Source organism: Arthrobacter sp. B0316-1-20 (assembly GCF_059091865.1).
The window spans coordinates 355,267-379,710 of record NZ_JBNHHC010000004.1; the positions used below are offsets into that span (position 1 = coordinate 355,267).

General features: G+C 67.0%; 24 protein-coding genes and 1 other RNA gene. 15 read left to right on the forward strand and 10 right to left on the reverse strand.

Annotated features, from left to right (window positions below; genetic code table 11):
- The first annotated feature begins 80 nt into the window (after window positions 1-80).
- The 13 genes from AC5RW2_RS09045 to smpB all read left to right on the forward strand — a co-directional run bounded on the left by AC5RW2_RS09045 (window position 81) and on the right by smpB (window position 12,812).
- On the forward strand, window positions 81-1,286 hold the full coding sequence (locus tag AC5RW2_RS09045) for a substrate-binding domain-containing protein (RefSeq protein WP_493962869.1): 1,206 nt from the start codon (window positions 81-83) through the stop codon (window positions 1,284-1,286).
- Between the two features lie 134 nt (window positions 1,287-1,420).
- Window positions 1,421-2,185: an ABC transporter ATP-binding protein gene (locus tag AC5RW2_RS09050; protein ID WP_493963150.1), complete on the forward strand. Its 765-nt coding sequence runs from the start codon at window positions 1,421-1,423 to the stop codon at window positions 2,183-2,185.
- Window positions 2,182-3,063: an ABC transporter ATP-binding protein gene (locus AC5RW2_RS09055; protein WP_493962868.1), complete on the forward strand. Its 882-nt coding sequence runs from the start codon at window positions 2,182-2,184 to the stop codon at window positions 3,061-3,063. The genes AC5RW2_RS09050 and AC5RW2_RS09055 overlap by 4 nt, the downstream gene beginning before the upstream one ends.
- The gene (locus tag AC5RW2_RS09060; RefSeq protein ID WP_493949798.1) at window positions 3,060-3,935 is read left to right on the forward strand and encodes a branched-chain amino acid ABC transporter permease; all 876 of its coding nucleotides are present in this window, start codon (window positions 3,060-3,062) and stop codon (window positions 3,933-3,935) included. The genes AC5RW2_RS09055 and AC5RW2_RS09060 overlap by 4 nt, the downstream gene beginning before the upstream one ends.
- Complete coding sequence (locus tag AC5RW2_RS09065; RefSeq protein ID WP_493962867.1) at window positions 3,932-5,152, forward strand: branched-chain amino acid ABC transporter permease; 1,221 nt, start codon at window positions 3,932-3,934, stop codon at window positions 5,150-5,152. Before AC5RW2_RS09060 ends, AC5RW2_RS09065 begins: the two co-directional genes overlap by 4 nt.
- A complete protein-coding gene (locus AC5RW2_RS09070; RefSeq protein ID WP_493962866.1) occupies window positions 5,149-6,756 on the forward strand; it encodes a class I adenylate-forming enzyme family protein in 1,608 nt (535 codons plus the stop codon). Before AC5RW2_RS09065 ends, AC5RW2_RS09070 begins: the two co-directional genes overlap by 4 nt.
- Window positions 6,753-7,397 (forward strand): TetR/AcrR family transcriptional regulator, encoded by a 645-nt coding sequence (locus tag AC5RW2_RS09075; protein WP_493962865.1) that lies wholly within the window; start codon window positions 6,753-6,755, stop codon window positions 7,395-7,397. Before AC5RW2_RS09070 ends, AC5RW2_RS09075 begins: the two co-directional genes overlap by 4 nt.
- Window positions 7,390-8,142: a 3-hydroxybutyrate dehydrogenase gene (locus tag AC5RW2_RS09080; RefSeq protein WP_493962864.1), complete on the forward strand. Its 753-nt coding sequence runs from the start codon at window positions 7,390-7,392 to the stop codon at window positions 8,140-8,142. The genes AC5RW2_RS09075 and AC5RW2_RS09080 overlap by 8 nt, the downstream gene beginning before the upstream one ends.
- Complete coding sequence (locus AC5RW2_RS09085) at window positions 8,139-9,074, forward strand: alpha/beta fold hydrolase (protein WP_493962863.1); 936 nt, start codon at window positions 8,139-8,141, stop codon at window positions 9,072-9,074. The genes AC5RW2_RS09080 and AC5RW2_RS09085 overlap by 4 nt, the downstream gene beginning before the upstream one ends.
- Before the next feature lie 89 nt (window positions 9,075-9,163).
- Window positions 9,164-9,865: a cell division ATP-binding protein FtsE gene (ftsE, locus tag AC5RW2_RS09090; protein ID WP_493962862.1), complete on the forward strand. Its 702-nt coding sequence runs from the start codon at window positions 9,164-9,166 to the stop codon at window positions 9,863-9,865.
- The gene (gene ftsX, locus AC5RW2_RS09095; protein ID WP_493938780.1) at window positions 9,862-10,776 is read left to right on the forward strand and encodes a permease-like cell division protein FtsX; all 915 of its coding nucleotides are present in this window, start codon (window positions 9,862-9,864) and stop codon (window positions 10,774-10,776) included. The genes ftsE and ftsX overlap by 4 nt, the downstream gene beginning before the upstream one ends.
- A gap of 100 nt (window positions 10,777-10,876) precedes the next feature.
- Window positions 10,877-12,256: a peptidoglycan DD-metalloendopeptidase family protein gene (locus AC5RW2_RS09100; RefSeq protein ID WP_493962861.1), complete on the forward strand. Its 1,380-nt coding sequence runs from the start codon at window positions 10,877-10,879 to the stop codon at window positions 12,254-12,256.
- 82 nt (window positions 12,257-12,338) lie between these two features.
- Window positions 12,339-12,812: an SsrA-binding protein SmpB gene (smpB, locus tag AC5RW2_RS09105; protein WP_127511404.1), complete on the forward strand. Its 474-nt coding sequence runs from the start codon at window positions 12,339-12,341 to the stop codon at window positions 12,810-12,812.
- Window positions 12,813-12,861: 49 nt separating this feature from the next.
- On the opposite strand, the gene AC5RW2_RS09110 is transcribed toward smpB, so the two are convergent.
- A complete protein-coding gene (locus tag AC5RW2_RS09110) occupies window positions 12,862-14,001 on the reverse strand; it encodes a carboxylate-amine ligase (RefSeq protein WP_493962860.1) in 1,140 nt (379 codons plus the stop codon).
- A 132-nt stretch (window positions 14,002-14,133) separates the two neighbouring features.
- Between AC5RW2_RS09110 and ssrA the strand changes: the two genes are divergently transcribed.
- Window positions 14,134-14,503, forward strand: a transfer-messenger RNA (tmRNA) gene (ssrA, locus tag AC5RW2_RS09115).
- Window positions 14,504-14,571: 68 nt separating this feature from the next.
- On the opposite strand, the gene AC5RW2_RS09120 is transcribed toward ssrA, so the two are convergent.
- Window positions 14,572-14,943 (reverse strand): hypothetical protein, encoded by a 372-nt coding sequence (locus AC5RW2_RS09120; RefSeq protein ID WP_493962859.1) that lies wholly within the window; start codon window positions 14,941-14,943, stop codon window positions 14,572-14,574.
- Window positions 14,944-15,046: 103 nt separating this feature from the next.
- On the reverse strand, window positions 15,047-16,723 hold the full coding sequence (locus AC5RW2_RS09125) for an amino acid adenylation domain-containing protein (protein ID WP_493962858.1): 1,677 nt from the start codon (window positions 16,721-16,723) through the stop codon (window positions 15,047-15,049).
- Between the two features lie 508 nt (window positions 16,724-17,231).
- Between AC5RW2_RS09125 and AC5RW2_RS09130 the strand changes: the two genes are divergently transcribed.
- Window positions 17,232-17,990, forward strand: a complete 759-nt coding sequence (locus AC5RW2_RS09130) for an AfsR/SARP family transcriptional regulator (protein WP_493949808.1) — start codon at window positions 17,232-17,234, stop codon at window positions 17,988-17,990.
- 11 nt (window positions 17,991-18,001) lie between these two features.
- Here the strand turns inward: AC5RW2_RS09130 and AC5RW2_RS09135 are convergent, their stop codons facing one another.
- The 7 genes from AC5RW2_RS09135 to hisN form a co-directional block, all read right to left on the reverse strand.
- Window positions 18,002-19,102, reverse strand: coding sequence for a carboxylate-amine ligase (locus tag AC5RW2_RS09135; RefSeq protein WP_493949809.1), 1,101 nt, complete (start codon window positions 19,100-19,102; stop codon window positions 18,002-18,004).
- A gap of 262 nt (window positions 19,103-19,364) precedes the next feature.
- Window positions 19,365-20,090 (reverse strand): metal-dependent transcriptional regulator, encoded by a 726-nt coding sequence (locus AC5RW2_RS09140; RefSeq protein WP_493949810.1) that lies wholly within the window; start codon window positions 20,088-20,090, stop codon window positions 19,365-19,367.
- 42 nt (window positions 20,091-20,132) lie between these two features.
- Window positions 20,133-21,029 (reverse strand): metal ABC transporter permease, encoded by an 897-nt coding sequence (locus tag AC5RW2_RS09145; protein ID WP_493949811.1) that lies wholly within the window; start codon window positions 21,027-21,029, stop codon window positions 20,133-20,135.
- A complete protein-coding gene (locus AC5RW2_RS09150) occupies window positions 21,016-21,795 on the reverse strand; it encodes a metal ABC transporter ATP-binding protein (RefSeq protein WP_493949812.1) in 780 nt (259 codons plus the stop codon). Before AC5RW2_RS09150 ends, AC5RW2_RS09145 begins: the two co-directional genes overlap by 14 nt.
- Window positions 21,792-22,706 (reverse strand): metal ABC transporter substrate-binding protein, encoded by a 915-nt coding sequence (locus AC5RW2_RS09155; RefSeq protein ID WP_493962857.1) that lies wholly within the window; start codon window positions 22,704-22,706, stop codon window positions 21,792-21,794. Before AC5RW2_RS09155 ends, AC5RW2_RS09150 begins: the two co-directional genes overlap by 4 nt.
- 66 nt (window positions 22,707-22,772) lie before the next feature.
- Entirely contained in the window at window positions 22,773-23,531 is a 759-nt protein-coding gene (locus AC5RW2_RS09160; protein WP_493962856.1) for a class I SAM-dependent methyltransferase, read from the reverse strand.
- Between the two features lie 25 nt (window positions 23,532-23,556).
- Window positions 23,557-24,438: a histidinol-phosphatase gene (gene hisN, locus AC5RW2_RS09165; protein ID WP_493962855.1), complete on the reverse strand. Its 882-nt coding sequence runs from the start codon at window positions 24,436-24,438 to the stop codon at window positions 23,557-23,559.
- Window positions 24,439-24,444: the final 6 nt, after the last annotated feature.

Genomic DNA, 24,444 nt, shown 5'->3' on the forward strand with positions numbered 1-24,444 from the left:
TCAGGTTTGGGTGACCCGACCATCAGGTTCAGACCGTTCCAGGTTTCTCCTCAGCAGATTCTTCAACGAAAGGCATCGGAGTGAAGGCAACAAAGAAGTTCCTGATGGCCGCAGCGCTGGCCACCGGACTTGCCGTGAGCGCATGCGCGCCAACCACCGGCGGCGAGACTGCCGGTGCGGCCGGCGAGGCAAGCAGTGCGCCCGAGAGCATCAACGTGGGCATCGTCTATTCCGAATCGGGCCCGCTCGCCGCCTATGGCGCGGCCTACCACCAGGGCCTGCAGGCAGGCATTGACTATGCCACCGAAGGCACCGGCGAGGTCAACGGCACCAAGCTGAACCTGACTTACCACGACGACGGCGGTGACCCCGACAAGGCGGTCAACGTCGCCAAGGACCTGATCGGCAAGGATTACAAGATCCTGGCCGGCACCGTGGTGTCCGGCATCGCGCTCAAGCTCGCCGAGCAGGCCGCGCAGAACAAGGTGCTGTACATCTCCGGCCCCGCCGCTACCGACGCACTGCAGGGCATTAACGAATACACCTTCCGTTCCGGCCGCCAGAGCCTGCAGGACGTGGCCACCGCGGGAACCTTCGTGGAGGACCTCAAGGGCAAGAAGGTAGTGGTGTTCGGCCAGGACAACGCGTTCGGCCAGGGCAACCTCGCCGCCGTCAAGGCCGTCCTCGGCGAGCAGGGCGCCGAGGTCGATGACGTCCTGGTGCCCGAAGACGCCACCGAGTTCACCCCGTTCGCCCGCCAGCTCATCGATGCCAAGCCGGACCTGGTCTTCGTTGCCTGGGCCGGGGCCACCTCGGGATCCATGTGGCAGGCACTGAGCCAGCAGGGCGCCTTTGACGCCGCTCCAATCGTTACCGGCCTGGGAGACGCCGCCACCTTCGGTGCCTACGGCGCCGCCTCGGACAAGATCAGCTTCCTGAACCACTACTTCCCCGGCGCGGCCGGAAACGATGTGGAGAAAGCCATGATCGAAAAGGTCGAAGCCGAGGGCAAGAAGGCGGACCTCTTCACCCCGGACGGCTTTGTTGCCGGCCAGATGATCGTCCAGGCGGTCAAGGAAGGCGGCACCGACGTCGACGCCATGGTTGCCGCGCTGGAGGGCTACACGTTCGACGGACCCAAGGGCGAGACGACCGTCCGCGCCTCCGACCACGCGCTGCTGCAGGAGATGTACCAGGCCAAGCTCGTGAAGCAGGGCGGCGACTGGGCGCCCGAGCTGATCAAGGCGATTCCGGCCGACGCTGTGGCTCCGCCGGAAGCCAAGTAACCGAAGCCCCGCTGCACAGCTCCGGCTGCAGGTACCGCAAGGCCAGGAGCGCCGCCCGACCCACGTGGTGGGCGGCGCCCCTGGCCGCGGACCCGGCAATGACCTCGGTCCGTGACCGCACAGAAAGTGACATGATGACCTCCCCAGATCAGCCCGCGCTCCTGGTCCACGGCCTCGGCCTGCAGATCGGCGGCGCCCGCATCCTCGAGGATGTCGGATTTTCCGTGGCGACCGGCGAAATGGTCGGCGTGATCGGACCCAACGGTGCCGGCAAAACCACGTTGTTTAATCTCATCTCCGGCGTGCTCAAGCCGACGGAAGGATCGGTCAAGCTCAACGGCGCAGACGTCACCTCGGCGTCGATCCACCACCGGGCACGGGCCGGACTGGGCCGGACGTTCCAGACCTCAAGCCTGTTTCCGCGGCTGAGCGTGCTGGAAAACGTCCGGCTGGCAGCGCAGGCCGCGTTAGGCGGAAGCCTGTCGGTTCTCCGGTTCCCGTCGCGGACCGACGCAGCCACCTCCCTGGCCAAGAAGAACATCGCCGAGGTCGGGCTGGAGGACAAACTGCATACCGCGGCCGGAGATCTCTCGCACGGCGACAAGCGCAAGGTGGAGATCGCCATGCTCTTGGCCGGCGATCCCGCCGTCATCCTGCTGGACGAGCCGATGGCCGGTGTGGCCTCCGGTGATGTCCCGGGACTCAGCGCGATCATCCGCAGAATGCACCGTGACCGCGGCTGCACCGTGATGATGGTCGAGCACCACATGGATGTGGTCCTCGGGCTGGTGGACCGGGTGGCGGTCATGCACCACGGCAAGCTGCTGGCCATCGACACCCCGGACGCGGTGATGGCCAACCCCACTGTCCAGAGCGCCTACTTGGGAGAACCCGTATGAGCCAGCAACCGCAGCCAGGCGCGGACGCAGCGCCCGCCGGAGCCGCCCGCGGACCGGCCCAGGCCACGGCATTGCAGCCGGCGGCCGGGCAGTCCGGCGGCACCGCCCGCCCGGTGCTGGAAATCGCCGGCCTGACCGCCCACATTGCCGGCCAGCAGGTGGTGGAGGACGTCAGTTTCTCCGTCCCGGCCACCGGCATCACCGCCCTGCTCGGACGCAACGGCGTGGGCAAGACCAGCACCATCAAGGCCGTCATCGGCCTGATCTCGCGCACCGGCAGCGTCACACTGGACGGGACCCGGATCGATAAGGAACCGACGTTCAAGATCATCCGCCGCGGCGTGGGCTACGTCCCGGAGGACCGGGAGGTCTTCTCCAAGCTGACCGTGGCGGAGAACCTGCGGCTGGCCGAACGGGACGCGTCCCCGCGCCGCCAACTGGTGGAGGAACTCTTCCCCGACCTGCTCAAGCGCGCCTCGCAGATGGCCGGTACGCTATCCGGCGGCCAGCAGCAGATGGTCTCGCTGGCGCGGGCACTGCTGAACGAGAACAAGCTGCTGCTGATCGACGAACCGACCAAGGGCCTGGCCCCCAAGATCGTGCAGGAAGTCGCCGAAACGTTGGAACGCGCCGCAGCAACGGTGCCCATCCTGTTGGTGGAACAGAACCTGCAGGTGGTCCGCCAGCTGGCTGCCGGCGCGGTGGTGCTCTCCGGCGGCAGGGTGGTTCACACCACCGAGAGCGCGCTGGAATTCCTGGACAACGAAGACCTGACCCAGCGGCTGCTGGGCGTCCACGCCGACGCCGGGCACGGCGAAGACACAGAAGGCGCGGACACAGTCAACGCCAACACCGACCGGAACGGAGCGCAGAAGTGAGCACCATCGTCTTGCTGACCGTCACCGGCCTGGGGCTGGGCGCGCTGTACTTCCTGGTGGCCTCCGGGCTGAGCCTGATCTACGGCCTGATGGGCGTGCTGAACTTTGCGCACGGCTCCTTCCTGACCCTGGGCGCGTTCGCCGGCTGGGAATTCGCCCGACGCGCCGGGGCCGACAACTGGTGGACCTTTCTCGGCTCGCTCCTAATCGGCGCCGTGGTGGGCGCGCTGTTTGCCGCCTTCACCGAGTTCGTGCTGATCCGCAGGCTGTACGAGCGGCATATCGAACAGGTGCTGGTCACCGTCGGCCTCTCGCTGGCGTCGGTCGCGCTGTTCGACGGCATCTGGGGAACCGACACCATCCACATCACCGGACCGGAGTGGTTCCGCCAGACCACCAGCATCCTCGGCGCCCAGATCGCCAATGACCGCTTCGTGGCCATCATCGCCGCGGTGATCGTGCTGCTGGGCCTGGTGTTCTTCCTCAAGCGCACCCGCTACGGCATGATCATCCGCGCCGGCGTGGAAAGCCGCTCCATGGTCACCGCGCTGGGCATCGACGTCCGCAAGGCCTTCACGCTGGTCTTCGCGATCGGCGGCGCCGCGGCGGGCCTGGGCGGCGTGCTCGCCAGCCACTACTTCCAGTACGTCTCGCCGCTGCTGGGCGGCTCGCTGCTGATCTTCGCCTTCATCGTCACCGTGATCGGCGGCCTGGGCTCGCTCACCGGCGCGGCCATCGCGTCGGTGGTGGTGGCGCTGCTGCAGCAGTTCGCCAACTTCTACCTCTTCGGCACCGGGGATTTCGTCGTCGTTGTCGCCTTGGCCCTTGTCCTGCTCTTCCGGCCCTCCGGCCTGCTCGGGAGGAAATCATGACCACCAGCAAGACCGACCAGCAGTCCGAAGCGCAGCCGGCACCCGTCGGGGGCACCATCGCCCACCCGGACACGGCCGCCACAGCCGCGCGGCAGCGGGGTCCGCGGAAAGGCAAGAACGACGGCGGTGCTGCCGCCGGCGGCCGCAGCCTGCTCAAGTGGGCTGCCGGGGGAGCGGGCGTTGTCCTGCTGGCCCTGCTGCCGCTGCTGAACCTGTCCCTGCCGGGCGTGCTGCCCGGCCCCACTTACACGCCGGGTTCGCTGCAGCTGATCGCCATGTGCATGCTGATGGCCGCCGCGGCGCTCAGCTACCACCTGCTGCTGGGCGTTACCGGGCTGCTCTCCTTTGGCCACGCGCTCTACTTCGGCGCCGGCGTCTACGGGCTCGGCGTCATCCTGGACACGTTCGACATCCCGCTGCTGCCGGCCATGGGGCTGACGCTGCTGCTGGTGATCGTGCTGGCCTACGTCGTGGGTGCGGTGGGGCTGCGCGTGACCGGCATCCCGTTCGCCATGGTGACCTTGGCCTTCGCCGAGGCCGGCCACGTGCTGGTGGGCCGCAATCCGGGCCAGGCCACCGGCGGCGAAGAGGGCCTGACCCTGGCTACCGAGAACTTGCCCGAGTCCCTGCTGGGTGTGGCCAATACCCGCAACCTGTACTGGCTGGCGCTGATCGTGCTGCTGGTGGTCTTCGCCGTGGTCACCTGGGTGCAGTACAGCCGGGCCGGCCATGTGGCCGCGGCCGTGCGGGAGAACGAGCTGCGCGTGCGCGTGATCGGCGTCCAGCCCTATCTGATCAAGCTGCTGGTCTTCGTGGTGGGCGGCGTGCTGGCCTCCGCGGTGGGCATGGTCTACCTGCTGTTGCAGTCCGGCGCCGTCCCGCGCAGCCTCTCCGCCGACTTCACCATCACCCTGCTGGTCATGGTGGTGCTCGGCGGCGTGGGCTCGCGCTGGGGCGCCATTATCGGCGGCGTGTTCTACACGCTGCTGGACCAGCGGCTCACCGCGCTGGCGCAGTCGGAGGCCATCGCCGGCCTGCCGGACATCCTGCGGATCCCGCTCTCGGAGCCGCTGTTCATCCTCGGTACACTGTTCATTCTGGTGGTCCTCTTCCTGCCCGGCGGCATCACCGGAGCGGTGCAAAGGGCCACCCTCAGCCGCGGCCAGCGCCGCCAGGCAGCCGCCCGGCAGCGCCAAGCACTGGAGAATGCCGAGTGAACCAGCAGCACAACCCGCAGGACGGGCTCCACACCCTGGGCCGCTGGACCGCGGACCGCGCGGTGTCCACGCCGGACCGGGTGGCGATCGACGACCGCGGGGTGGTCCTGCGCTACCGCGAGCTCGATGCCCGGGCCGTTGCCCTGGCCGGCCGGCTGCGCGCCGCCGGCTATGGGGTGGGGGACCGGATCGCCACCCTGACCGGCAACTCCGCCGACCACGTGGTGCTCTTCTTTGCCTGCGCCAAAGCCGGCCTGGTCCTGGTGCCGCTGTCCTGGCGGCTGTCGCCGCGGGAGATCGCCGAGCAGCTGCAGCTGGCCGACCCGGCGCTGCTGCTGGTGGAGCACGAATTCGACGCGCTCGCCGCGGCCGCCGCCGCCATGCTGCCGCTGCCGCCGCGCACCGCGGCACCCGGGCCTTCCGGGGTGGAGCGGCAGGTGCCAGGCCCCACCCGGCGGGCAGCAGGCACCGCGGTCGAGGCCGCGGTGCAGCGGCACGTGCACGACGACGATGCCCTGCTGATGATTTTCACCTCCGGCACCGAGGGGCACAGCAAGGCCGCCATCCTCACGCACGCCAACTGTTTCTGGACCAACCTCTCGCTCTCCCGCACCATGGAGCTGTCCAGCTCCGACGTGGTGCTGGCGGCGCTGCCGCAGTTCCATGTGGGCGGCTGGAACATCCAACCGCTGCTGGCCTGGTGGACCGGTGCCACGGTGGTGCTGGAGCGGACGTTTGATGCGGGCCGGGTGCTGCAGCTGATCGCCGAGCGCAGGGTCACCACCATGATGGGCGTGCCCGCCCAATACGCCATGCTGGCCGAGCACCCGGACTTCGCGTCCACTGACCTCTCCAGCCTGCAGCACGCCATAGTCGGCGGCGCGTCCATGCCGGCGCCGCTGCTGCGGATCTGGCACAAGCGCGGCGTGGCGCTGAGCCAGGGCTACGGCCTGACCGAAGCGTCGCCGAATGTGCTCTGCCTGCCCAACGAAGAGGCCGCGTCCATGATCGGCTACGCGGGCAAGCCCTACCCGCACGTCAGCGTGGCGGTGGCGGATCCGGCCACCGGCGAGCTCCTCCACGGCAACGCCACCGGCGAGCTGCTGGTCTCGGGCCCGGGCGTCTTCGCCGGGTACTTCCGCAACCCGGAGGCGACGGCGGCGGCGCTCGCCGGCGGCTGGCTGCGCACCGGGGATTTGGTGGAACGCACGGCGGACGGCTTCTACCGGATCGTGGACCGGATCAAGGATCTGTATATCTCCGGCGGCGAGAACGTGTCGCCGGCCCAGGTGGAGCAGGTCCTGCTATCGCACTCCGCGGTGGCGGAGGCCGCCGTCGTCGGGGTCCCTGACGAACGCTGGGGCGAGACGGGACTGGCCTACGTGGTGGTCCGCCCGGGGCAAATCACCGACGCCGAAGAGCTGGCCGAGCATTGCCGGGCACAGCTGGCCTCCTTCAAGGTCCCCGGTCGTTTTGACTTTGTCCCGACCCTGCCGCGGACGGCACTGAACAAGGTGGCCCGCGGACGGCTGCGGCAGGCGGCGGCCAGCCCCGGGCACGTCCCAGCGAGCGCGGCATTCGCAGGATCGGAGCAGGAATCATGAGCGCCGCACCACGCACCGCCCGGGGCACCAGGACCCGCGCCAAGCTGCTGGAGGCGGCGGAAACCGTGTTCGCCTCGGTGGGCTACCACGACGCCTCGATCGTCAAGATCACCGAGCAGGCCGAGGTCGGCCTGGGCACCTTCTACCTTTATTTCCAAGGCAAGCAGGCGATCTTCGACGAAGTGGTCGAGGACCTCAACCGGCGGGTCCGCCACGCGATGACCGAGGCCGCCAAGTCCGCCGGCAACCGGCTGGAAGCCGAGCGGGCCGGGTTCAAGGCGTTCTTTCGCTTCACCGCGGAGCACCCCGCGCTCTACCGAATTGTCCGCCAGGCCGAGTTCGTCTCGCCGGGCGCGCTGCGGATGCACTACACCCGCATCGTCAACGGCTACATTGAGGGGCTGAAGGCGGCGCAGGCCACCGGCGAGGTCCGTCCGATGGATCCGGACGTCGCGGCCTGGGCGCTGATGGGCATCGGCGAGCTGATCGGCATGCGCTGGGTGCTCTGGGAGGACGACGCCGGTGCGCAGCCCGTTCCGCGGGAAGTGCCCGACCATGTATTTGAAGAAATGATGCAGTTTATCGAGCGGGCGCTGGCGCCCGGAGAACCGCACGGGACGGAAGGACAACCCCATGGCTGAACAGACTTTGACAGGCCGCAGCGCCGTGGTCACAGGCGGTGCCAGCGGCATCGGTGAAGCCTGCGCCCGGGCGCTGGCCGAGCGCGGCGCCAAGGTCACCGTGGCCGACCTGGACGGAGCGGCCGCCGAACGCGTGGCGCAGGACATCGGCGGCGTCGCCTGGCAGGTGGACCTCAGCGATACCCGCGCGCTGGAAACGGCGACGGTGGACACCGACATCCTGGTGAACAACGCAGGCATCCAGCGGATCAACCCGATCGAGGAGTTCGCGCCGGAGGACTTCCGGCTGATGCTGCGCCTGATGCTGGAGTCGCCGTTCCTGCTGATCCGCGCGGCGCTGCCCGGCATGTACCAGCGCGGCTTCGGCCGGATCATCAACATTTCCTCGGTGCACGGGCTGCGGGCGTCCGCCTACAAATCCGCGTATGTCTCCGCCAAGCACGGGCTCGAAGGCCTCTCCAAGGTCACCGCGCTGGAGGGCGGGGCGCACGGCGTGACCAGCAACTGCATCAATCCCGGTTACGTGAAGACGACGCTGGTGGAAAAGCAGATTGCGGACCAGGCCCGGTTGCACCAGTTGCCGGAGGAGGAAGTGGTGGCCCAGGTGATGCTCACAGAGAGCGCCGTCAAACGCCTGACCGAGCCGCACGAAGTGGCCTCGCTGGCCTGCTGGCTGGCCAGTGCCGACGCCGGCATGGTCACCGGCGCGTCCTACACGATGGACGGCGGGTGGTCTGCCCGATGAGCGCCGAACCGGCAGCCCTGCCCTACGCCACGCTGGATGTTCCGGTCCGCGGCGGGGCCCTGCGCACCGGCGTGTGGGGCCCGCAGGACCCGGAAGCGCCGGCCGTGCTGGCCGTGCACGGCGTGACGGCGTCGCACCGCACCTGGGGCCTGCTGGCGCAGGAGCTCGACGGCGTGCGGCTGATCGCCCCGGACCTGCGCGGCCGTGGCCGCAGCAACCAGCTGCCCGGACCGTTCGGCATGGCGGCACACGCCGACGACCTCGCTGAGGTGATGGCGGCACACCGGGTGGGCAACGCCGTCGTCGTCGGCCATTCCATGGGCGCGTTCGCCTCCGTGGTGCTGGCGCGGCGCCATCCGGAGCTGGTGCAGTCGCTGGTGCTGGTGGACGGCGGGCTGCCGCTGCAGGTGCCCGCCGGTCTCAGCGACGACGAGGTCATCCAGTCCGTGCTGGGGCCGGCGGCCGAGCGGCTGGCGGCGACCTTCCCCAGCCGGGAAGCTTACCGGGACTTCTGGCGCGTGCACCCGGCCTTCGCCGAGCATTGGAACGCGCTCGTGGAGGACTACATTGACTACGACCTCGCCGGCGAACCGCCGCTGCTGCGGCCCGCCACCAACTATGAGGCGATGGCCCGTGACACCGCCGACCTGAACGGCGGGGCGGCGCTGATGGACGCGCTGGAGTCACTGGAGGTGCCGGCCGTGCTGCTGCGGGCGCCGCGCGGCCTGCTGAACGAGGACGCGGGCCTGTATACGCCGGGCTACGTGGACCAATGGGCCGGCCGGCTGCCTGAACTGCAGGTCCGCGACGTGCCCGGAACCAACCACTACACGATCGTGATGGACAGCCCGGGCGCCGCCGCGGTGGCCGATACGGTGCGCCAGGCCTTGGCCGTGAAGGTGAAACGACACACCCGGAGTCCTGCAGGCTAAACCCAAGGCTGCGTGCTTATAGTCGAGAGGCTGAGGTTTCTTCCCCCAAGCACAGGCCCTCGTCCTCGGCACTGAGGCACAAAGTAGTCATGATTCGATTCGATAACGTCACGAAGATCTACGATCAGAACTCGCGTCCTGCCCTGGACAGGATCAGCCTGGAGATTGACCGCGGGGACTTCGCGTTCTTGGTCGGCGCCTCCGGGTCCGGAAAGTCGACGTTCATCCGGCTGGTTCTGAAAGAGGACCGTGCCACCCGCGGCGCGGTCTACGTCGCCGGCCAGAATGTGGCCAACATTCCCAGCTGGCGCGTGCCCAAACTGCGCCGCGGCATCGGCGTCGTGTTCCAGGACTTCCGGCTGTTGCCCAACAAGACGGTTTTCGCGAACGTGGCGTTTGCCATGCAGGTCATCGGACGCAGCCGTGCGGTGATCCGGGAGACGGTGCCCGAGGTGCTCAAGACAGTGGGCCTGGAAGGCAAAGACCACCGCATGCCGCACGAACTCTCCGGCGGCGAGCAGCAGCGCGTGGCGATCGCCCGGGCCGTGGTGAACAAGCCCGGGATCCTGCTGGCCGACGAACCCACGGGCAACCTGGATCCGACCACGTCGATGGGCATCATGAAGGTGCTGGACCGGATTAACCAGAACGGCACCACCGTGGTGATGGCCACGCATGACGACGTGATCGTGAACGAAATGCGCAAGCGCGTGATCGAACTGCGCGACGGCGTGCTGGTGCGGGACCAGGCCGAAGGCATCTACCTCGGCGAGCCGGAGGAGGCCAAATGAGACTGGCTTTTATCCTCGGCGAAATCGGTTCCGGGCTGCGCCGGAATCTGTCCATGGTGGTTTCCGTGGTGCTGGTGACGTTCATTTCGCTCACCTTCGTGGGCGCTGCCGGCATGCTGCAGATGCAGATCAACCAGATGAAGGGCTACTGGTACGACAAGGTCCAGGTGGCCGTCTTCCTGTGTGTTGACACCTCGACGGCGGCCAGTTGCGCGTCCGGTCCGGTGACGGATGAGCAGCGGGCCGAGATCGAGGCGACGCTGAGCAGTCCGGCGGTGCAGCAGTACGTGGACACCTACCTGTACGAATCGCAGGAGGACGCGCTGAGCCACTTCCGCGACCAGTTCGCCAATTCGCCGATTGTTGACTCGGTGACCGCCGACCAGCTGCCGGAATCCTTCCGTATCTCCCTGGTGGATCCGCAGAAGTACGAGGTCATCAACGAAATCTTCTCCTCGCTGCCCGGCGTGGAGGTGGTGGTGGACCAGCGCGAGATCCTGGAAAAGGTCTTCAATGTCATGAACATCGCCTCGCTGGTGGCGGTCGGCATCGCCGTCATCATGATTGTCTGCGCCATCCTCCTGATCGCCACCACCATCAGGCTCTCGGCCTTCAGCCGCCGCCGGGAAACCGGCATCATGCGCCTGGTCGGAGCCTCGAAGGCAGTGATCCAGCTGCCGTTCGTGCTGGAAGGTGTGATCGCCGCCGTGGTCGGCGCCCTGCTGGCCTCGGCCACCCTGTGGGCGGTGGCGCACTTCTTCATCGGTGACTGGCTGGCCAGCCAGTACCCCGACACTGCATTTATTTCCTCCAACACCATGCTGGTCATCGGCCCCGCGCTGGTGCTGTTGGGGGCTGTCCTGGCAGGAATATCGTCCCTGCTAACCCTGCGTCGCTACCTGAAGGTCTAGAATCGTGAAACGTGAGCAGAACTTGACATTGGGGAGCCAGGCTGTGAGCCGTTTAACGCCGCGGAAGAAATGCCTTCCGCAGGGGATTCTGAGTGCCGCCATGGCGGCTTTGCTCGCCTTCTCGTTGGGTTCTGCCGGACCGGCCCAGGCGGATGAACTGGACGACCGCAAGGCGGCACTGGAACAGGAAATCGAGGAGATCGAGCATTCCTTGGAGTTCCTCGACGCGGACATCGTGGAGACCGTCAAGGAGCTCAAGGAGTACCAGAGCCGGCTGCCCGGAGCCCAGCAGAAGCTGACCGAGGCCGAGGGTCGGGTGGACGCTGCTGCCAACAAGGTCGCGGCTTTGGCGCAGCGGGTGGACTTGGCCCTGCAGACCAAGGACAAGATCAACCAGCAGCTGGCCAGCGATGCCGAAGAGCTCAAAGAGACCAAGAAGGTGATCGGCCAGATTGCGACCCAGGCTTACAAGCAGGGCGGCGTGCCGTCCAACCTGTCGCTGTTCTTCGGGTCCGACGGCGATGCCAGTCTGACCAGCACCATCGACTTGGCAGATCAGGCGCTCCGCAGCCAGAACGCGGCGCTGAACAAGCTGTCCCAGCAGAACGCCACCAATGTGAACTCGCAGGCGCGGCTGGAGGCAGTGGAAGAGGAAATTCGGGACCTGAAGGCGCAAGCCGAGGATGCGCTGGCGGCGGAACAGACCGCCCGCGACGAGGCGGCGGCCGAGAAACAGAAGGTCGATCAGCTGATTTCCGAGACCTCGGCGCTTTCGGACAGCCTGCAGGCGCGCAAGCCGGAGATCGAGCAGGAACTGGCCAAGACCGAACAGGCCCAGCAGCAAGTGCTCTCACAGATCAAGGAGCGGCAGGAACGGCTGCGCCGCGAGGCGGAGGAGAAGGCCAGGCGGGAAGCCGAAGAACAGCGCAAGGCCCAGGAAGCGTGGGAGCGCGAACAGGCCCGGATCAAGGCGGCACAGCAGGCGGCACGGAACAACGGCCAGCCGGTGCCGCAGATCATTCCCAAGGTCAAGCCGCCGAAACCGGTGACCCAAGCGCCGTCGTCCTTTGGTCTGATCGCCCCGACCAGCGGCGTGATCACGTCCGGATTCGGTTGGCGGAGCACGCCGCCCGGCACCATCGACTTTTTCGGCACCGGCGGCTACCTGCACAGCGGGATCGATTACGGACCCGGCTGCAACGCCCCGGTCTATGCACCGGCCGCCGGCGTGGTGGTGCGTGCCGACGGCAGCGTGTGGGGCGGCGGCAACAGCGTCACGATGAGCCACGGTGTGGTGGGTGGTAATGCCCTGGATACGAACTACTACCACCTGAACAAGTACGTGGTTTACGCCGGCCAGAGCGTCTCCCGCGGCCAGCTGATCGGCTACGTGGGCAGCACCGGAAACTCAACCGGCTGCCACCTGCACTTCGAAACCATCGTGAATGGCGACTTCGTGAACCCGATGGGCCTGCTCTAGTCCTGCGGCTGGGGCGGGCGCGCGGGACTAAACGCCGCGGCGCCGTTATAATGGAACGTTCCGACGACGAAGGAGTTACCCCGTGCCCAGAGAAAGTGGCCGAAAGGTAGTGGCCACCAATCGAAAGGCCCGGCACGACTACCACATCATGGATACCTACGAGGCCGGGATGGCCTTGATGGGAACCGAAGTGAAGTCCTTGCGCGAGGGCCGAGCCTCGCTGGTGGACGGCTTCGCCATCTTCTACAACGATGAGCTGTACCTGGAGTCGGTCTACATCCCGGAGTACCTCAACGGGAGCTGGACGAACCATGCCGCCCGGCGCCGGCGGAAACTGCTGCTGCACCGGGCCGAGCTGGAGAAGATCGCCCGCCAGACCCGGGAGTCCGGCTACACCATTGTGCCGCTGCAGCTGTACTTCAATGACGGCCTGGCCAAAGTAGAGATCGGCGTGGGGCGCGGCAAGAAGGACTACGACAAGCGCCAGACGCTGCGCGAGAAGCAGGACAACCGCGAGGCCCTGCGCGCCATGCGGGAAAAGAACCGCGGGGCCTGATCCGCAGGTCTCCGGCGATTCGGGCAGGCACCTTAACGCTTCGGTAACGTCAGCCGGCCGTGATGGACCGGCTCACCAGTTCGAGCCAGGAGGCCAGCCCACCGCTGGCCAGCGCCGCCCGCTGGCGCTGCGCACCGTTGCCCTCCAGCCTCAGCCGAGCGCACTGCTCATGTACCCAGCCGCGGTCGCCGTGTTGCTCCAGGGCGTCGTCGATGTGCCGGAGCAGCAACTCCAGGACATCGAACGCGGGCCAGAGCGTGGCCGAGTCGAGATGCACCAGTTTGTCGGACAGCCCGAACCGGGCAGCCTGCCAGAGTGCCACGTCCAGGTGCTCGGGGAAGTGGTTGGCGGCCGGGCGGCCGGCGACTGCGGCGGCCTGTTCGGTAGCCACCAGCGCCCGGGACAGTCCGGCCAGCAGCACGCTGTCGGCGGCCGTGAGCTGGCTGTCGGAGGCCCGGATTTCGACGGTGGGGAACTGGTCTGAAAGCCGCGCTAGCCAGGAGATGTGCCCCGGGTCCGGTACTACCCCGGAGGCATACAGCTGCCGCACGCGGACCCGGTAATCGTGCAGGTCGGCAAAGAACGGCGGACAGCCTTGGATCTGCCACCGGCGGTACAGGATGGTCCGCCAGCTGGCGAAGCCGCTGTCTGCATGCCGCCAGAACGGCGAGTTGGCCGAGACCGCGGTCAACAGTGGCAGCCAGGGCCTCAGCCGGTTGAGGACCTGCAGCCGCACCTCCGGATCCGGCACTTCCACATGGATGTGCATGCCGGTGACATACTGGTCGGCGACCAAGGCCGGTGCACGTTCGGCAATACCGCGGTATCGGGGAGTGTCGGTCACGGACGCCGGGCGCAAATCGGCGTCGAAAATCACTCCGATTCCGGCCGCGGCTGCCCCGGTCGCAACGGCGCTGCTGGCCAAATCGCGGCGGAAGTCCAGCAGCGCCTCGGCCGCTTCGGCCAGCGTGCGGCATACCGGTGTGGCGGTCTCCACCTGGCAATTCAGCAACTCGGTGCTGACCCAGTCCGGATTGGTATTCAGGCGCAGGGCCGCCCGCACCTCCGGGCCCGTCGGCACCGGCTGTGCAGACCGGGGATCCATCAACAGGAACTCTTCCTCGATCCCGAACGTCGCCGAGATAGATGCCGGTCCCCGTGGTGTGGCTTCCGTTGCACGCACGACCATGGTTTGAGAGTAATCTCGCCCGCGCACGCTGGCTACAATGGGGCGGGAATAGACAGCTGCGGGGATGGGTTACACTGGATGGTCCGGACAGGTAACTGGCCGGCACACACGGTTATTTTGATAACTACATACGGGGATGACAGGTTTCGACGATGTTAGTCGCGCCAGGGGAAGCGGGCCGAGGATGCAGAGTTATCTCGGAAACGCTCTCTGCAAACCAATAAGTGCCGAATCTAAGCGCACTGACTTCGCACTCGCTGCCTAAGTAGCGTTGCAAGTCCGTCAGCCCGGGGATGCTCTCGCCCCGGATGCTGGCGTCATTAAGAGAGCCACTGCTGGATACCTTCGCCGTTGGGGTATTCGGGACATTTAGACGGCTGGGCCCGGGTCAGCCACCTGTTTGCAGGATGGCTGGGGCCAAGAAAACCCGACGCAAACTGCGCCCGGAGAAGTCCTGGCAACACAACATCGGACGGGGGTTCAATTCCCCCCATCTCCACTGATTTAGCCCCGGACTTCCGGGGCTTTTTCTTTTCCTGCCGGGCAGGCCCAAGGGCCCGACCCCTGAAGTCAGGAGCCGGGCAGCGCTACATCGACGATTCCGATGAATCTGGTGCCGATACCGTCATACTCGCTGCGGACCCATCCCGCCGGCAGTTCCGGCAGCTCCACCGGATCATGATGCTGGCAGTAGACATAGGTGAATTCCGGCCACCATTTCTTCGGTCGGGCGGCCTCTGTGTGGCCGCAGACAGTGCACTGCAGCGAGGTCCAGACCGGCCGCTTCCCGGTGCGGTTGGCGCGCGACTGGGCCAGCCAGGCCGGTGGATTGGCGTCCATCGCGGCGAGCTCCTCCTGGGATATGCGGGAGGGTATGCCGTGGCGTTTCGCCATCTCCGGTGGGATATCGAGGAACTGGGCTGCTTCGCGTCTGGTCATCATCACCTACCACCATGGACCGGGGCGCCACCTGCCGCAACTTGAAGCCCCCGGCTGGCCCAATACGGCCGGCGCCGAGCTCGTCTCGCTCTCCGGGGGAGTCCATTCATGACTCTGCACCGGTCAGGCGCGCTCCAGTGGGCGGCGGGAGCTGTGTGCGGTCCGCCTTACCGCTGGGCGTCACGGGGATCTCGGCGCAGCGCTCCAGATACGCCGGCACCATGTAGCCGGGCAGCATCCCGCGCAGCCTGGCGGTGACAGCCGCCTCATCGATCTCGGCTGTGTCTTGCCGCAGCGTGTAATAGGCCACGAGTTCGACCATTCCGGGCGCCGGCTCGTAGGTGCTGGCCACTGCCGAGGCGATGCCGGGGTGCTGGAGCAGCACGGATTCGATGTCGGCCAGTTCGATCCGGTAGCCGCCGATCTTAACTTGCTTGTCGATCCGGCCCAGATATTCGATGGTGCCGCTGTCGGTGAACCGGCCCAAATCTCCGGTCCGGTAAATCCGTCCGGTGGGATTGTTGTCAATGCCCAGGAAATCCGGGATGAAGAGCTTCTGCGTCAGGTCGTCCCGGTTGACATATCCGCGGGCGAGGCCGATGCCGGCAATCCCGATTTCGCCCAGCTCTCCCGGCGGCAAAGCCCGTGCTTCCTCCGGGTGTAGGATGACGGCCGAATAGGTGGGCAGCGGAGCGCCGAGCGTGACCGGCTTGTCCGGATGAACCACATCCCACGTGGCCGTGACCGTCGTTTCGGTGAGGCCGTAGACGTTCAGGAACCTCCTGCCCGGGCGGTGCCACCGTGTGACGAGGTCGCGCGGGCAGGCTTCACCGGAGACCAAGAGGAACCGCAGCTCCGGCAGGTCCTCGTCCAAGGTGGCCAGCAGGGTGGGGACACAGCACAGGGCGGTGATGTGCTGGTCCCGCAGGTACCGGCCCAGATCCATGCCCAGAAGACTGGTGCCGCCGGGCTTGGGAACCAGGGTGGCACCGACCATCCACGGAACCCAGGTTTCCTCCACGGAAAAGTCCTGGGCGATGCTCATGCCCTGATAGACGCGGTCGGTCGGCTGGTAGCCGTAGACTTCGGCCGCCACGAGCACGAAGTTGCAGATGCTGTGATGGTCGATGGCCACGCCCTTGGGGCGGCCGGTCGAGCCGGAGGTGTAGATGATGTACGCCAGATCGCCGCTGTGCGCGACCCGTTCTCCCGGAACCAAACGCGAGGACTCCTGTGCGGCCACCAGCGGGTCCTCTTCGTCGAGGCAGACAAAGGTAGCGGCAGTCTCAGGCATCCGGTCACGCAAGTGGGATTGCGACAGGACAAGGCTCACATCCGCGTCCTCAACGATGTAGCCGAGGCGGTCGGCCGGGTAACCCGGGTCGAGGGGAACAAAGGCGGCACCGGTCTTCAGTACTGCCAGGACGCCAGTGTAGGCCCGGACCGGCTGGTCGAAGAGCAGCGCAATCCGGTCGCCGGGCCGCGCGCCGCGGGAGATCAGGTAGCGCGCAAGCTGGTTCGCCCGGGCGTCGAGCCGATCGTAGCTCAATGACTGCCCAGGACTGTCGACGGCGAGCCGGCCCGACGCGCCGTCGCGCCGTAGCTCGTCGCAGCGGTCCTCAAAGAGCCGTTCCAGCCGGTCCCCGCGGCGCCAGCGCACCTTTCCCTGGCCCGAAGCACAGCTGAGGATGCCGCTGGCAGCCACGGCGCGGTTCGAGTTTTCCGGTGTGTGCTCTGTCTCTGGCAGTCGGTGCCTGGCCCCGCTGCTGGCCGGAGCGCTCATGCCGCTTCCTGCTGCAGCGGATCCAGTGGCCGGACAGCGCGCCGGTCCCGTGCTTGATGGCATGCGGTAGGGGGCGTGGCGGGGCCCGCGCCTTGGATTTCCGGTTGCCGTGGCACGCCGGCAGTTACGCGGACTTGGGGCCGTGCAGCCGGCTGCACAGTTGCGGGGCGGGGACCTCGGCTAAGTCCGAGTAGGCTGCCATGGCAGTCCTCCTGAGCTGACGGACCGGCACCAGGCCGGACGGCACCGGTGTCGGTCAAGGTTTCTGAGCGACGTGCGGGTAGACGACATTGGATGTTGACGGGTGTTACGGAAGCGTTACTGGTTGGTTATTGACAACGAGCCAACGCAGTGAGACCGCCGTTAGTGGCGCAGTTACTCGTTCAGGTAGTTTCTGGATGAATCCTTTAGTCGCGTTGACAACCAGCGACAGGGTGGGAAGCTGAACGGGGAGACGTTTTCGGCAGTGGCAAGGGGTGCCTAATAAATGCCTTTGGGGGGCACGAAAATGAACGCAGAAGATCGCACCTGGGAAATCCAATTACTAGGGGGATGGCAGATCCGCCATGGAAAATTTCCGGTCAAAGTAACCATTCGGCAGCAGCGGCTGATCGCCGTTCTGGCACTGCTTGGCAGCCAGCCACGCGCGTTCCTGGCAGGCCTGCTGTGGCCGGACAGTTCCGAGAGGCAGGCAACGGGGAGTTTGCGGGAGACCATTTGGATGGTGTCCCACCAGCAGCCGGGGCTGCTGGTCGAAAGCAGGGATCCGCTGGCGCTCGCTGAGGACGTGGTAGTGGATGTCCATGAAGTCCGCCAGCGCCTGGCCTCCTTGGACGGGGACCGGGCGGTGCGCCTGCGGCCGGCCATGCTTGACCTGCTGCGCACAGCCGAGCTGCTGCCCGGATGGTACGAGGACTGGGTCGTGGCTGAGCAGGAGCGCTGGAAGCAGCTGAGGCTGACGGCGCTGGAGCGTCTCGCCAGCCAGCATCTGGACCGCGGTGAGACAGACCTGGCCACGGACGCTGCAGGATTTGCCATCGCCATCGAGCCATTGCGGGAAAGCGCCCAGCGCCTCTTGCTGGAGACGCACATCGCCGATGGAAACTATGCCCAGGCGCTGCGGGCGTTCGAAGTCTTCAGAACGCGGCTCTGGAGTGAGTTCAGGGTGGAGCCTTCGGCCAAGATCACCAACATCATGGCGCCCCTGCTCATGGAGCCGGCTTCGGCGGGCGGCAGCGACAGGCCGGGCAGGTGGCCGTTCGTCTGAGTGCCTTCGGGCTATGGTTCGGCTGTCAGCGACGTGGCGTAGAGACCCATCAGCGCCGGGAGCCCGCCGGACTCCATCGCTTTGCGCTGCCGTTCGGCGCCGGTTCCCGTGGCGAAAAGCCGTTCGATGCTGGCATCCACCCAGGCCGAGTCGCCTTCGTCCTCGAGCGCGGGCCGGATGTAGCGCAGCAGCATGCGCACCACATCCCGCGCCGGCAGCAGCACCCCTGACTCCGGGTCCACCAGCCGGTCGGTCAGGCCCTGCCGTCCCGCCTGCCAGACGGCAGCATCCAGCAACTCGGGGTCCGGCTGTAGGAAAGTGCGGGCGGCAGCCTCGTCCGCCAGCACGGTGGAGATCAGGCCCCGGATCACCGCGGCGATCAACACTGCGTCCTGGGCCTCGAGCTGCACATCTGCCGCCCGGACTTCCAAGGTGGGGTAGCGGTCAGAGAGCCGCGCCAGCCAGGTGAGGACACCGCGGTCAATAATGACGCCGGAGTCCACCAGGCGCTGGATCCGGCGCTCGTAGTCGGCGGCGTCGCGGAAGACCGGCGCGCAGCCTTGGATCGGCCAGCGGCGGTAGTGCACCGTCCGCCAACTATCGAATCCGCTATCCCGGTCCAGCCAGTACGGCGAGTTGGCACTGAGTGCCACCACTGCCGGCATCCACGGCCTGATCCGGTTCAGGGCCTGCACCCCGGCTTCCTTGTCCGGCACGGACACATGCACGTGCTGGCCGTTGACGAACTGATCGGCCACGATGCCCTTGGCGCTGGCCTTGAGCTGCTGGTAGCGCTCCTTGTCCGTGACCTCCGGGTAGTCGTCTTGGATCCGCGGTGCCGTGCCCGTGGCCGCGGCCCGGACGCCGGTCTTGCGGACCGCAGCATCAAGTTCCCGGCGGAAGTTCAGCAGCGACTCCTCGGCTTCGGTGAGCGTGGAGCAGACCGCGGTGGCGGTTTCGATCTGGCACGTGAGCAGTTCCCGTTGGATGTCCCCGCGGGCCACATGCAACGATCCTTCAAGGTTTTCGGCGACCTTGTCCGCCATGGGGGCCGGCAGGCCGGTGGCCGGATCCAGCAGCAGGTATTCTTCTTCAATTCCCAGAGTTGCCAAGGGACACCTTTCTTCCGCTTCCAGGCTCGGATACAGCCGAGCCTAACCGATCAACCTGCCCTTGTGTGCGGGGCCAGAGCCGTCGCGGCCCTCCGACACCCCGTCCGGCGAGGTGCGGAAAGGGGCAGGGCGGAGCAGGAAAGAGCCCTGTTCAGCCCACGGCTGCCAGAGCCCAGCGCGGCGGCAACGGCGGCTCAGACGCCCCTGGTGGGCGGGACGGATGGTGCGGTTGCGACCCGCAGCCGGCCGGGCGGCGTCGTGCTCACGAAGCGAGCAGGCAGCCGGGGTGCGGGTCAGCGTGCACCCACAACGCGGCGGCCGCCTGGTCGCCCAAGTCCAGCTCCCGGGCGGATTCGGTGGGACCGACACGGACCACCAACGCACCGCCGAAGGGGCGGCGGCCAACAACTTCCACCCGGTCGTCGAGCCTGATTCGCTCGGAGCTGAAAAAGCGCAGCAGATCGGCGTCGGCGTCGCTGATCCGGGTGATGCGGCCGGTGTGCCCGCCGTCGAGTTCCTCCAGTTGCACGGCATTGGGCACGTGCACCGTGCCGTCCGCAGACGGGATGGGGTCGCCGTGCGGGTCGCGCTGCGGATTGCCTAGCTTGGCCGCCATCCGGTTGATGAAGGTGTCCGAGACGGTGTGTTCTAGCAGTTCGGCTTCGTCGTGGACCTCGTCCCAGGCATAGCCGAGTTCCTGGACCAAAAAGGTCTCCAGGACCCGGTGCCGTCGGACCATGGTGAGCGCCAGCCGGCGGCCGGCGTCGGTCAGTTCAATGGCGCTGTACGGCCGGTGGTCCACCAGCTGCAGTTCCACCAGCTTGCGCACCATCTCGGAGACCGATGAGTTGGCCACGCCCAGGCGCACGGCCAGCTGGGAGGACGTGATGGGTTTATCCTGCCACTCGGTGAAGGCATAGATGACCTTGACGTAGTCCTGCACGCTGGACGAGCCGCTGCTGAGCGCGGTTTTCCTGGCCGGTGGCATGCGGTTTCATCCTTTCGTCGTACGTCCTGACGGACGGCAGGCTCACAGTTTGGTGCTGCTGGTTTCCGGCTGCATGCCGGCGCGCTGCCCTGCGGACCGGCGGCGTACCAACTGCCAGATTACCCCGGTTCGCGGCGCGGACAGGTAGACCACCAGGAAGACCAGAGCCTGTGCCAGGACCACCGCCGCGCCGGTAGCGACGTCCAGGTAGTAGCTGGCGTAGATGCCGGCGACCGAGGCTGCGGCGGTGACCGAGGCGGCGATGGCCAGCATGGCGTCAAATCGCCGGGTCAGCAGGAAGGCGGTAGCGCCCGGGGTGATCAGCATGGCCACCACCAGCACAATGCCCACCGCCTGCAGGCCGACGACGACGGTGAGCGCCAGCAGCCCGAGCAGCAGCACGGACAGCCAGCGGGTGTTAAGCCCGATGGCGTGGGCGTGGACGCGGTCGAAGGCGAACAGGGTGAGATCGCGGCGTTTGAACAGCAGCACGCACAGTGTCACCGCGCCCAGGCCGAGCACCTGCAGCAGTTCGCCGTCGCTGACGCCCAGGACGTTGCCGAACAGTATGTGCTGCAAGTCGGTTTGACTGGGTGTTTTGGAGATGATGGCCAGGCCGGCGGCGAAGAATGCGGTGAACACCACGCCGATCACGGTGTCGCCCTTCAGCCGGGTGGAGGAGCGTACGCCGCCGATCAGCGCCACGGCGGCAGCGCCGAAGACGAAGGCGCCCAGCGAGAAGGGGACGCCGATGATGTAAGCCAACGCTACGCCTGGTAGCACCGCATGCGAGACCGCATCGCCCATCAGCGACCAGCCCATCAAAATCAACCAGCAGGACAACACCGCGGACACGATGGAGGCTGCCAGCGTGACCAGCAGGGCGCGGGTCAGGAACCCGTACTGCAGTGGTTCCAGCAGCCAGTTAAGCAAGTCCACGGCGGACTCCTTCCGCGGGTCCAACCAGCGCCGAGCCGAAAGCCAGGGCCAGGTTGTCGTTCGTCAGCACCTCCGCCGGCGATCCGTGCGCCAGGACTTTCTGGTGCAGCAGGATCGCCTCATCGCAGAGCTGCGGAATGCCGGCCAGGTCATGGGTGGAGATCAGGATCGTCTTGCCCTCGCGGCGCAGCTCTTTCAGCAGGGAGATCAGGCTGGCTTCGGAGGCCTTGTCCACGCCGGCGAACGGCTCATCGAGCAACAGCAGCCCGGCGTCCTGGGCGATGCCGCGGGCCACGAAGGCGCGTTTTCGCTGGCCACCTGACAGCTCGCCGATCTGCCGTTGCTGCAGGTGGCTCAGGCCGGTCCGTTCCAGCGCTGCCTCCACAGCTTCACGGTCACCGCGGTGTGGCCGGCGCATGAGGCCAAGCCGGCCGTAGCGGCCCATCATCACCACATCCCGCACCGAAACCGGGAAGGTCCAATCGACATCTTCGGACTGCGGCACGTAGCTGACCAGGTTCAACTTAAGCGCCTGCCGGGGCGCGAGGCCGAACAGTTCCACCGTGCCGGAGGACGGATGCGCCAGCCCCATCAGCGACTTGAACAGCGTCGACTTGCCGGAGCCGTTGACCCCGATCAGCCCGCAGATGGTCCCCAAGGCCACCGTTATTCCGACGTCGTCCAGGGCAACGACGTCGTTGTAGGCCACGCGCAGGCCGGCCACCGAGATAGCGGGGGCCTCGGCCGGGACGATGTGCGTGCTCACGGCGCCAGTCCTTCCTTGATCAGGGAGATGTCATGCTTGATCAGCTCCAGATGGGTGGGGACCGGACCATCCGGTCCGGAGAGGGAGTCCACGTACAGCGGCGTGATGAACCGGGCGCCGGTGGCTTCCGCCACCTGCCGCATCGATTCCGGGTTCACGGTTGATTCGCAGAACACCGACGGGATCCGGTGTTCGCGGACCTGTCCAATAACTTCTTTGATCTGCCGGGGCGTGCCCTCGGCGTCCGAGTTCACCGGCCAGAGATACGCCTCGTGCAGCCCGGCATCGCGAGCCAGGTAGGAGAAGGCCCCTTCACAACTGACCAAGGCGGGAACGGCCGCCGGATCGGCGAAGGCTGCCTTCAGATCGTCCATCAGTTTGTCCAGTTCGTGGCGGTAGGCCGCGCCGTTCCGCTGGAAATCGTCGGCGTGTTCGGGCACCAGCTCGCTGAAGGCGTGCACGATGTTATTCACGTAGATTTTTGCAGCCTTGGGCGACATCCAGGCGTGTGGATTCGGGCGGCCTTCATAGTTTCCGGCAGTGATGTTCACCGGCTTCACGCCGTCGCTGAGGACCACATGCGGGGCCGGGACGGCATTCACGAAGCGTGCGAACCAGCGTTCCAGCCCCAGTCCATTGTCCAGAATGAGGTCGGCATCCTGTGCCTTGACCAAGTCCGACGGCGTGGGCTGGTAGCCGTGGATTTCCGCGCCGATCTTGGTGACGGAGATGACCTCTACATGGCCGCCGCCGATCTTGTTCGCCATGTCTGCCAAAACGGTGAAAGTGGTCAGCACCAGCGGCCGTTCGCCCGGCCCGGCGGCGGCGGGTGCGGCCGGGCGGGCACAGCCAGCCACCGCCAGCACGGCGGCCGCGGCCAGCAGGCACACCTTCACCCAAATTTTCGGCATGCCTAAATTTTGCCGGACGGTGGTCCTCAACACAAGCTGTGAGGACCTCTAACGGTGCACCGGCGCTCAGGCCGCCCGGGCCCGCCAGCTGTGGGTCAGGTAGGGCAGCCCGATCGGCGCACCGGGGGAGTGGCCGAGATGGTCGTGGAGGTACCAGTCGAGGTTGGTTAGCACTTTCGTCCTGGTCGCCGCGTTGGCGCGCAGGTAGTAACTGCGGGTCTTGGCCAGCTCCATCACATCGAGCGTGCTGAGCGGATCCTGCCACCGGGTTTCGTGCCCTTCCAGTCCGCTGAACTCCGGCCCGATCCGGGGACGGAAATCCGGCTTGAGCACGTCGCCGGCATGCATGATGCGAGTAAGCCGGTGCACCCACGGCACACCGGTATCCAACTGGTTCCACACCAGTCCCAAGACGCCGCCGGGCTTCAGGATGCGCGCGGCCTCGGTGCTGGCCCGGAGCGGGTCCGCCCAGTGCCAGGCCTGGGCCACGGTGACAACATCCATGCTGGCGTCGGCGAGCCCGGTGTGCTCCGCGGTGCCCACCACAGTGGCGATGCCGGGCAGATTGCGCTGAAGCTGGGCGAGCATGTCCGCAGACGGGTCCACCGCAACCACCTCCAGCCCCCGGGCAGCCAATGCGGCGGTGTACTTCCCGGTACCGGCCCCCACATCAGCGGCGGTGCGGGCGTTGCCCGGCAGCAGCCAGTCCACCGCGTCGTCCGGGTAGCCGGGACGGATGCGGTCGTAGTGTTCGCCGCCCTGCTGGAAGGTGTCGCCGTAGGCGCGGCGCCGCTCGTCGTCCATCCGGGGGCCGCCGTGTGCCACGTGGTGCTCCTTGTCAAGCGGCCGGTTAGCGGCCCTCGCCGCGGTCGATGCTGCCGGCTGCTTCCTCGTCGTACGCGGCCGTCGCCGCACCCGCCGGGCGCTGTCCGCGCAGTTCGGGGTTGAGGCGGTGCAGGGCTGTCTGATGCAGCAGGCCGTTGGTAGCCAGCGCATTGCCGCCGAACGGGCCGTCTTCGCCCTCCAGCGAGCTGAACCTGCCGCCGGCTTCGGTCACGATCGGGACCAGGGCGGCCATGTCGTAGAGGTTCAGCTCCGGTTCGCAGGCGATGTCCACGGCACCTTCGGCCACCAGACAGTAGGACCAGAAGTCACCGAACGCGCGGGTGCGCCAGACCGATTCGGTCAGATCGAGGAAATCGTCCAAGTTCCCGCGCTCCTTCCAGCCGGTGAGGCTGGAGTAGGACAGCGAGGCATCCTCCAGCCGGTCCACGGCGGAAACCTGCAGCCGGGTGGCGGCGGCCAGCGAACGCCCGGTGTACGCACCGGTTCCCTTGGCTGCCCACCACCGCTTGCCCAGTGCGGGGGCACTGACCAGGCCCACCACCGGCTGCCCCTCGTCCACCAAGGCGATCAGGGTGGCCCAGACCGGCACGCCGCGGACAAAGTTTTTGGTGCCGTCAATCGGGTCGATGATCCAGCGGCGGGAGCCGTGGCCGCTGCTGCCGAACTCTTCGCCCAGCACCGCGTCGCGCGGCCGGGACCGGGAGAGCTGCCCGCGGATGGCTTCTTCGGCGGCCCGGTCCGCGTCGGTGACCGGCGTCAGATCCGGCTTGGTCTCCACCTTCAGGTCAAGGGCCTTGAACCGGGCCATGGTCTGCGCATCCACGGAGTCGGCCATCACATGGGCCAGGCGCAGATCGTCGTTGTAGGTTTGCGGAGCGTGGGTCATAGGTTT

Excerpts from the sequence above, each read along its gene's own strand:
- AC5RW2_RS09100 (WP_493962861.1), top strand. The coding sequence starts at position 10,877 with ATGGCGGCTTTGCTCGCCTTCTCGTTGGGTTCTGCCGGACCGGCCCAG.
- AC5RW2_RS09065 (WP_493962867.1), top strand. The coding sequence starts at position 3,932 with ATGACCACCAGCAAGACCGACCAGCAGTCCGAAGCGCAGCCGGCACCC.
- AC5RW2_RS09080 (WP_493962864.1), top strand. The coding sequence starts at position 7,390 with ATGGCTGAACAGACTTTGACAGGCCGCAGCGCCGTGGTCACAGGCGGT.
- AC5RW2_RS09140 (WP_493949810.1), bottom strand. The coding sequence starts at position 20,090 with ATGCCACCGGCCAGGAAAACCGCGCTCAGCAGCGGCTCGTCCAGCGTG.
- hisN (WP_493962855.1), bottom strand. The coding sequence starts at position 24,438 with ATGACCCACGCTCCGCAAACCTACAACGACGATCTGCGCCTGGCCCAT.
- AC5RW2_RS09075 (WP_493962865.1), top strand. The coding sequence starts at position 6,753 with ATGAGCGCCGCACCACGCACCGCCCGGGGCACCAGGACCCGCGCCAAG.
- AC5RW2_RS09125 (WP_493962858.1), bottom strand. The coding sequence starts at position 16,723 with ATGAGCGCTCCGGCCAGCAGCGGGGCCAGGCACCGACTGCCAGAGACA.
- ftsE (WP_493962862.1), top strand. The coding sequence starts at position 9,164 with ATGATTCGATTCGATAACGTCACGAAGATCTACGATCAGAACTCGCGT.
- AC5RW2_RS09130 (WP_493949808.1), top strand. The coding sequence starts at position 17,232 with ATGAACGCAGAAGATCGCACCTGGGAAATCCAATTACTAGGGGGATGG.
- AC5RW2_RS09055 (WP_493962868.1), top strand. The coding sequence starts at position 2,182 with ATGAGCCAGCAACCGCAGCCAGGCGCGGACGCAGCGCCCGCCGGAGCC.
- AC5RW2_RS09050 (WP_493963150.1), top strand. The coding sequence starts at position 1,421 with ATGACCTCCCCAGATCAGCCCGCGCTCCTGGTCCACGGCCTCGGCCTG.
- AC5RW2_RS09085 (WP_493962863.1), top strand. The coding sequence starts at position 8,139 with ATGAGCGCCGAACCGGCAGCCCTGCCCTACGCCACGCTGGATGTTCCG.
- AC5RW2_RS09110 (WP_493962860.1), bottom strand. The coding sequence starts at position 14,001 with ATGGTCGTGCGTGCAACGGAAGCCACACCACGGGGACCGGCATCTATC.
- AC5RW2_RS09120 (WP_493962859.1), bottom strand. The coding sequence starts at position 14,943 with ATGATGACCAGACGCGAAGCAGCCCAGTTCCTCGATATCCCACCGGAG.
- ftsX (WP_493938780.1), top strand. The coding sequence starts at position 9,862 with ATGAGACTGGCTTTTATCCTCGGCGAAATCGGTTCCGGGCTGCGCCGG.
- AC5RW2_RS09155 (WP_493962857.1), bottom strand. The coding sequence starts at position 22,706 with ATGCCGAAAATTTGGGTGAAGGTGTGCCTGCTGGCCGCGGCCGCCGTG.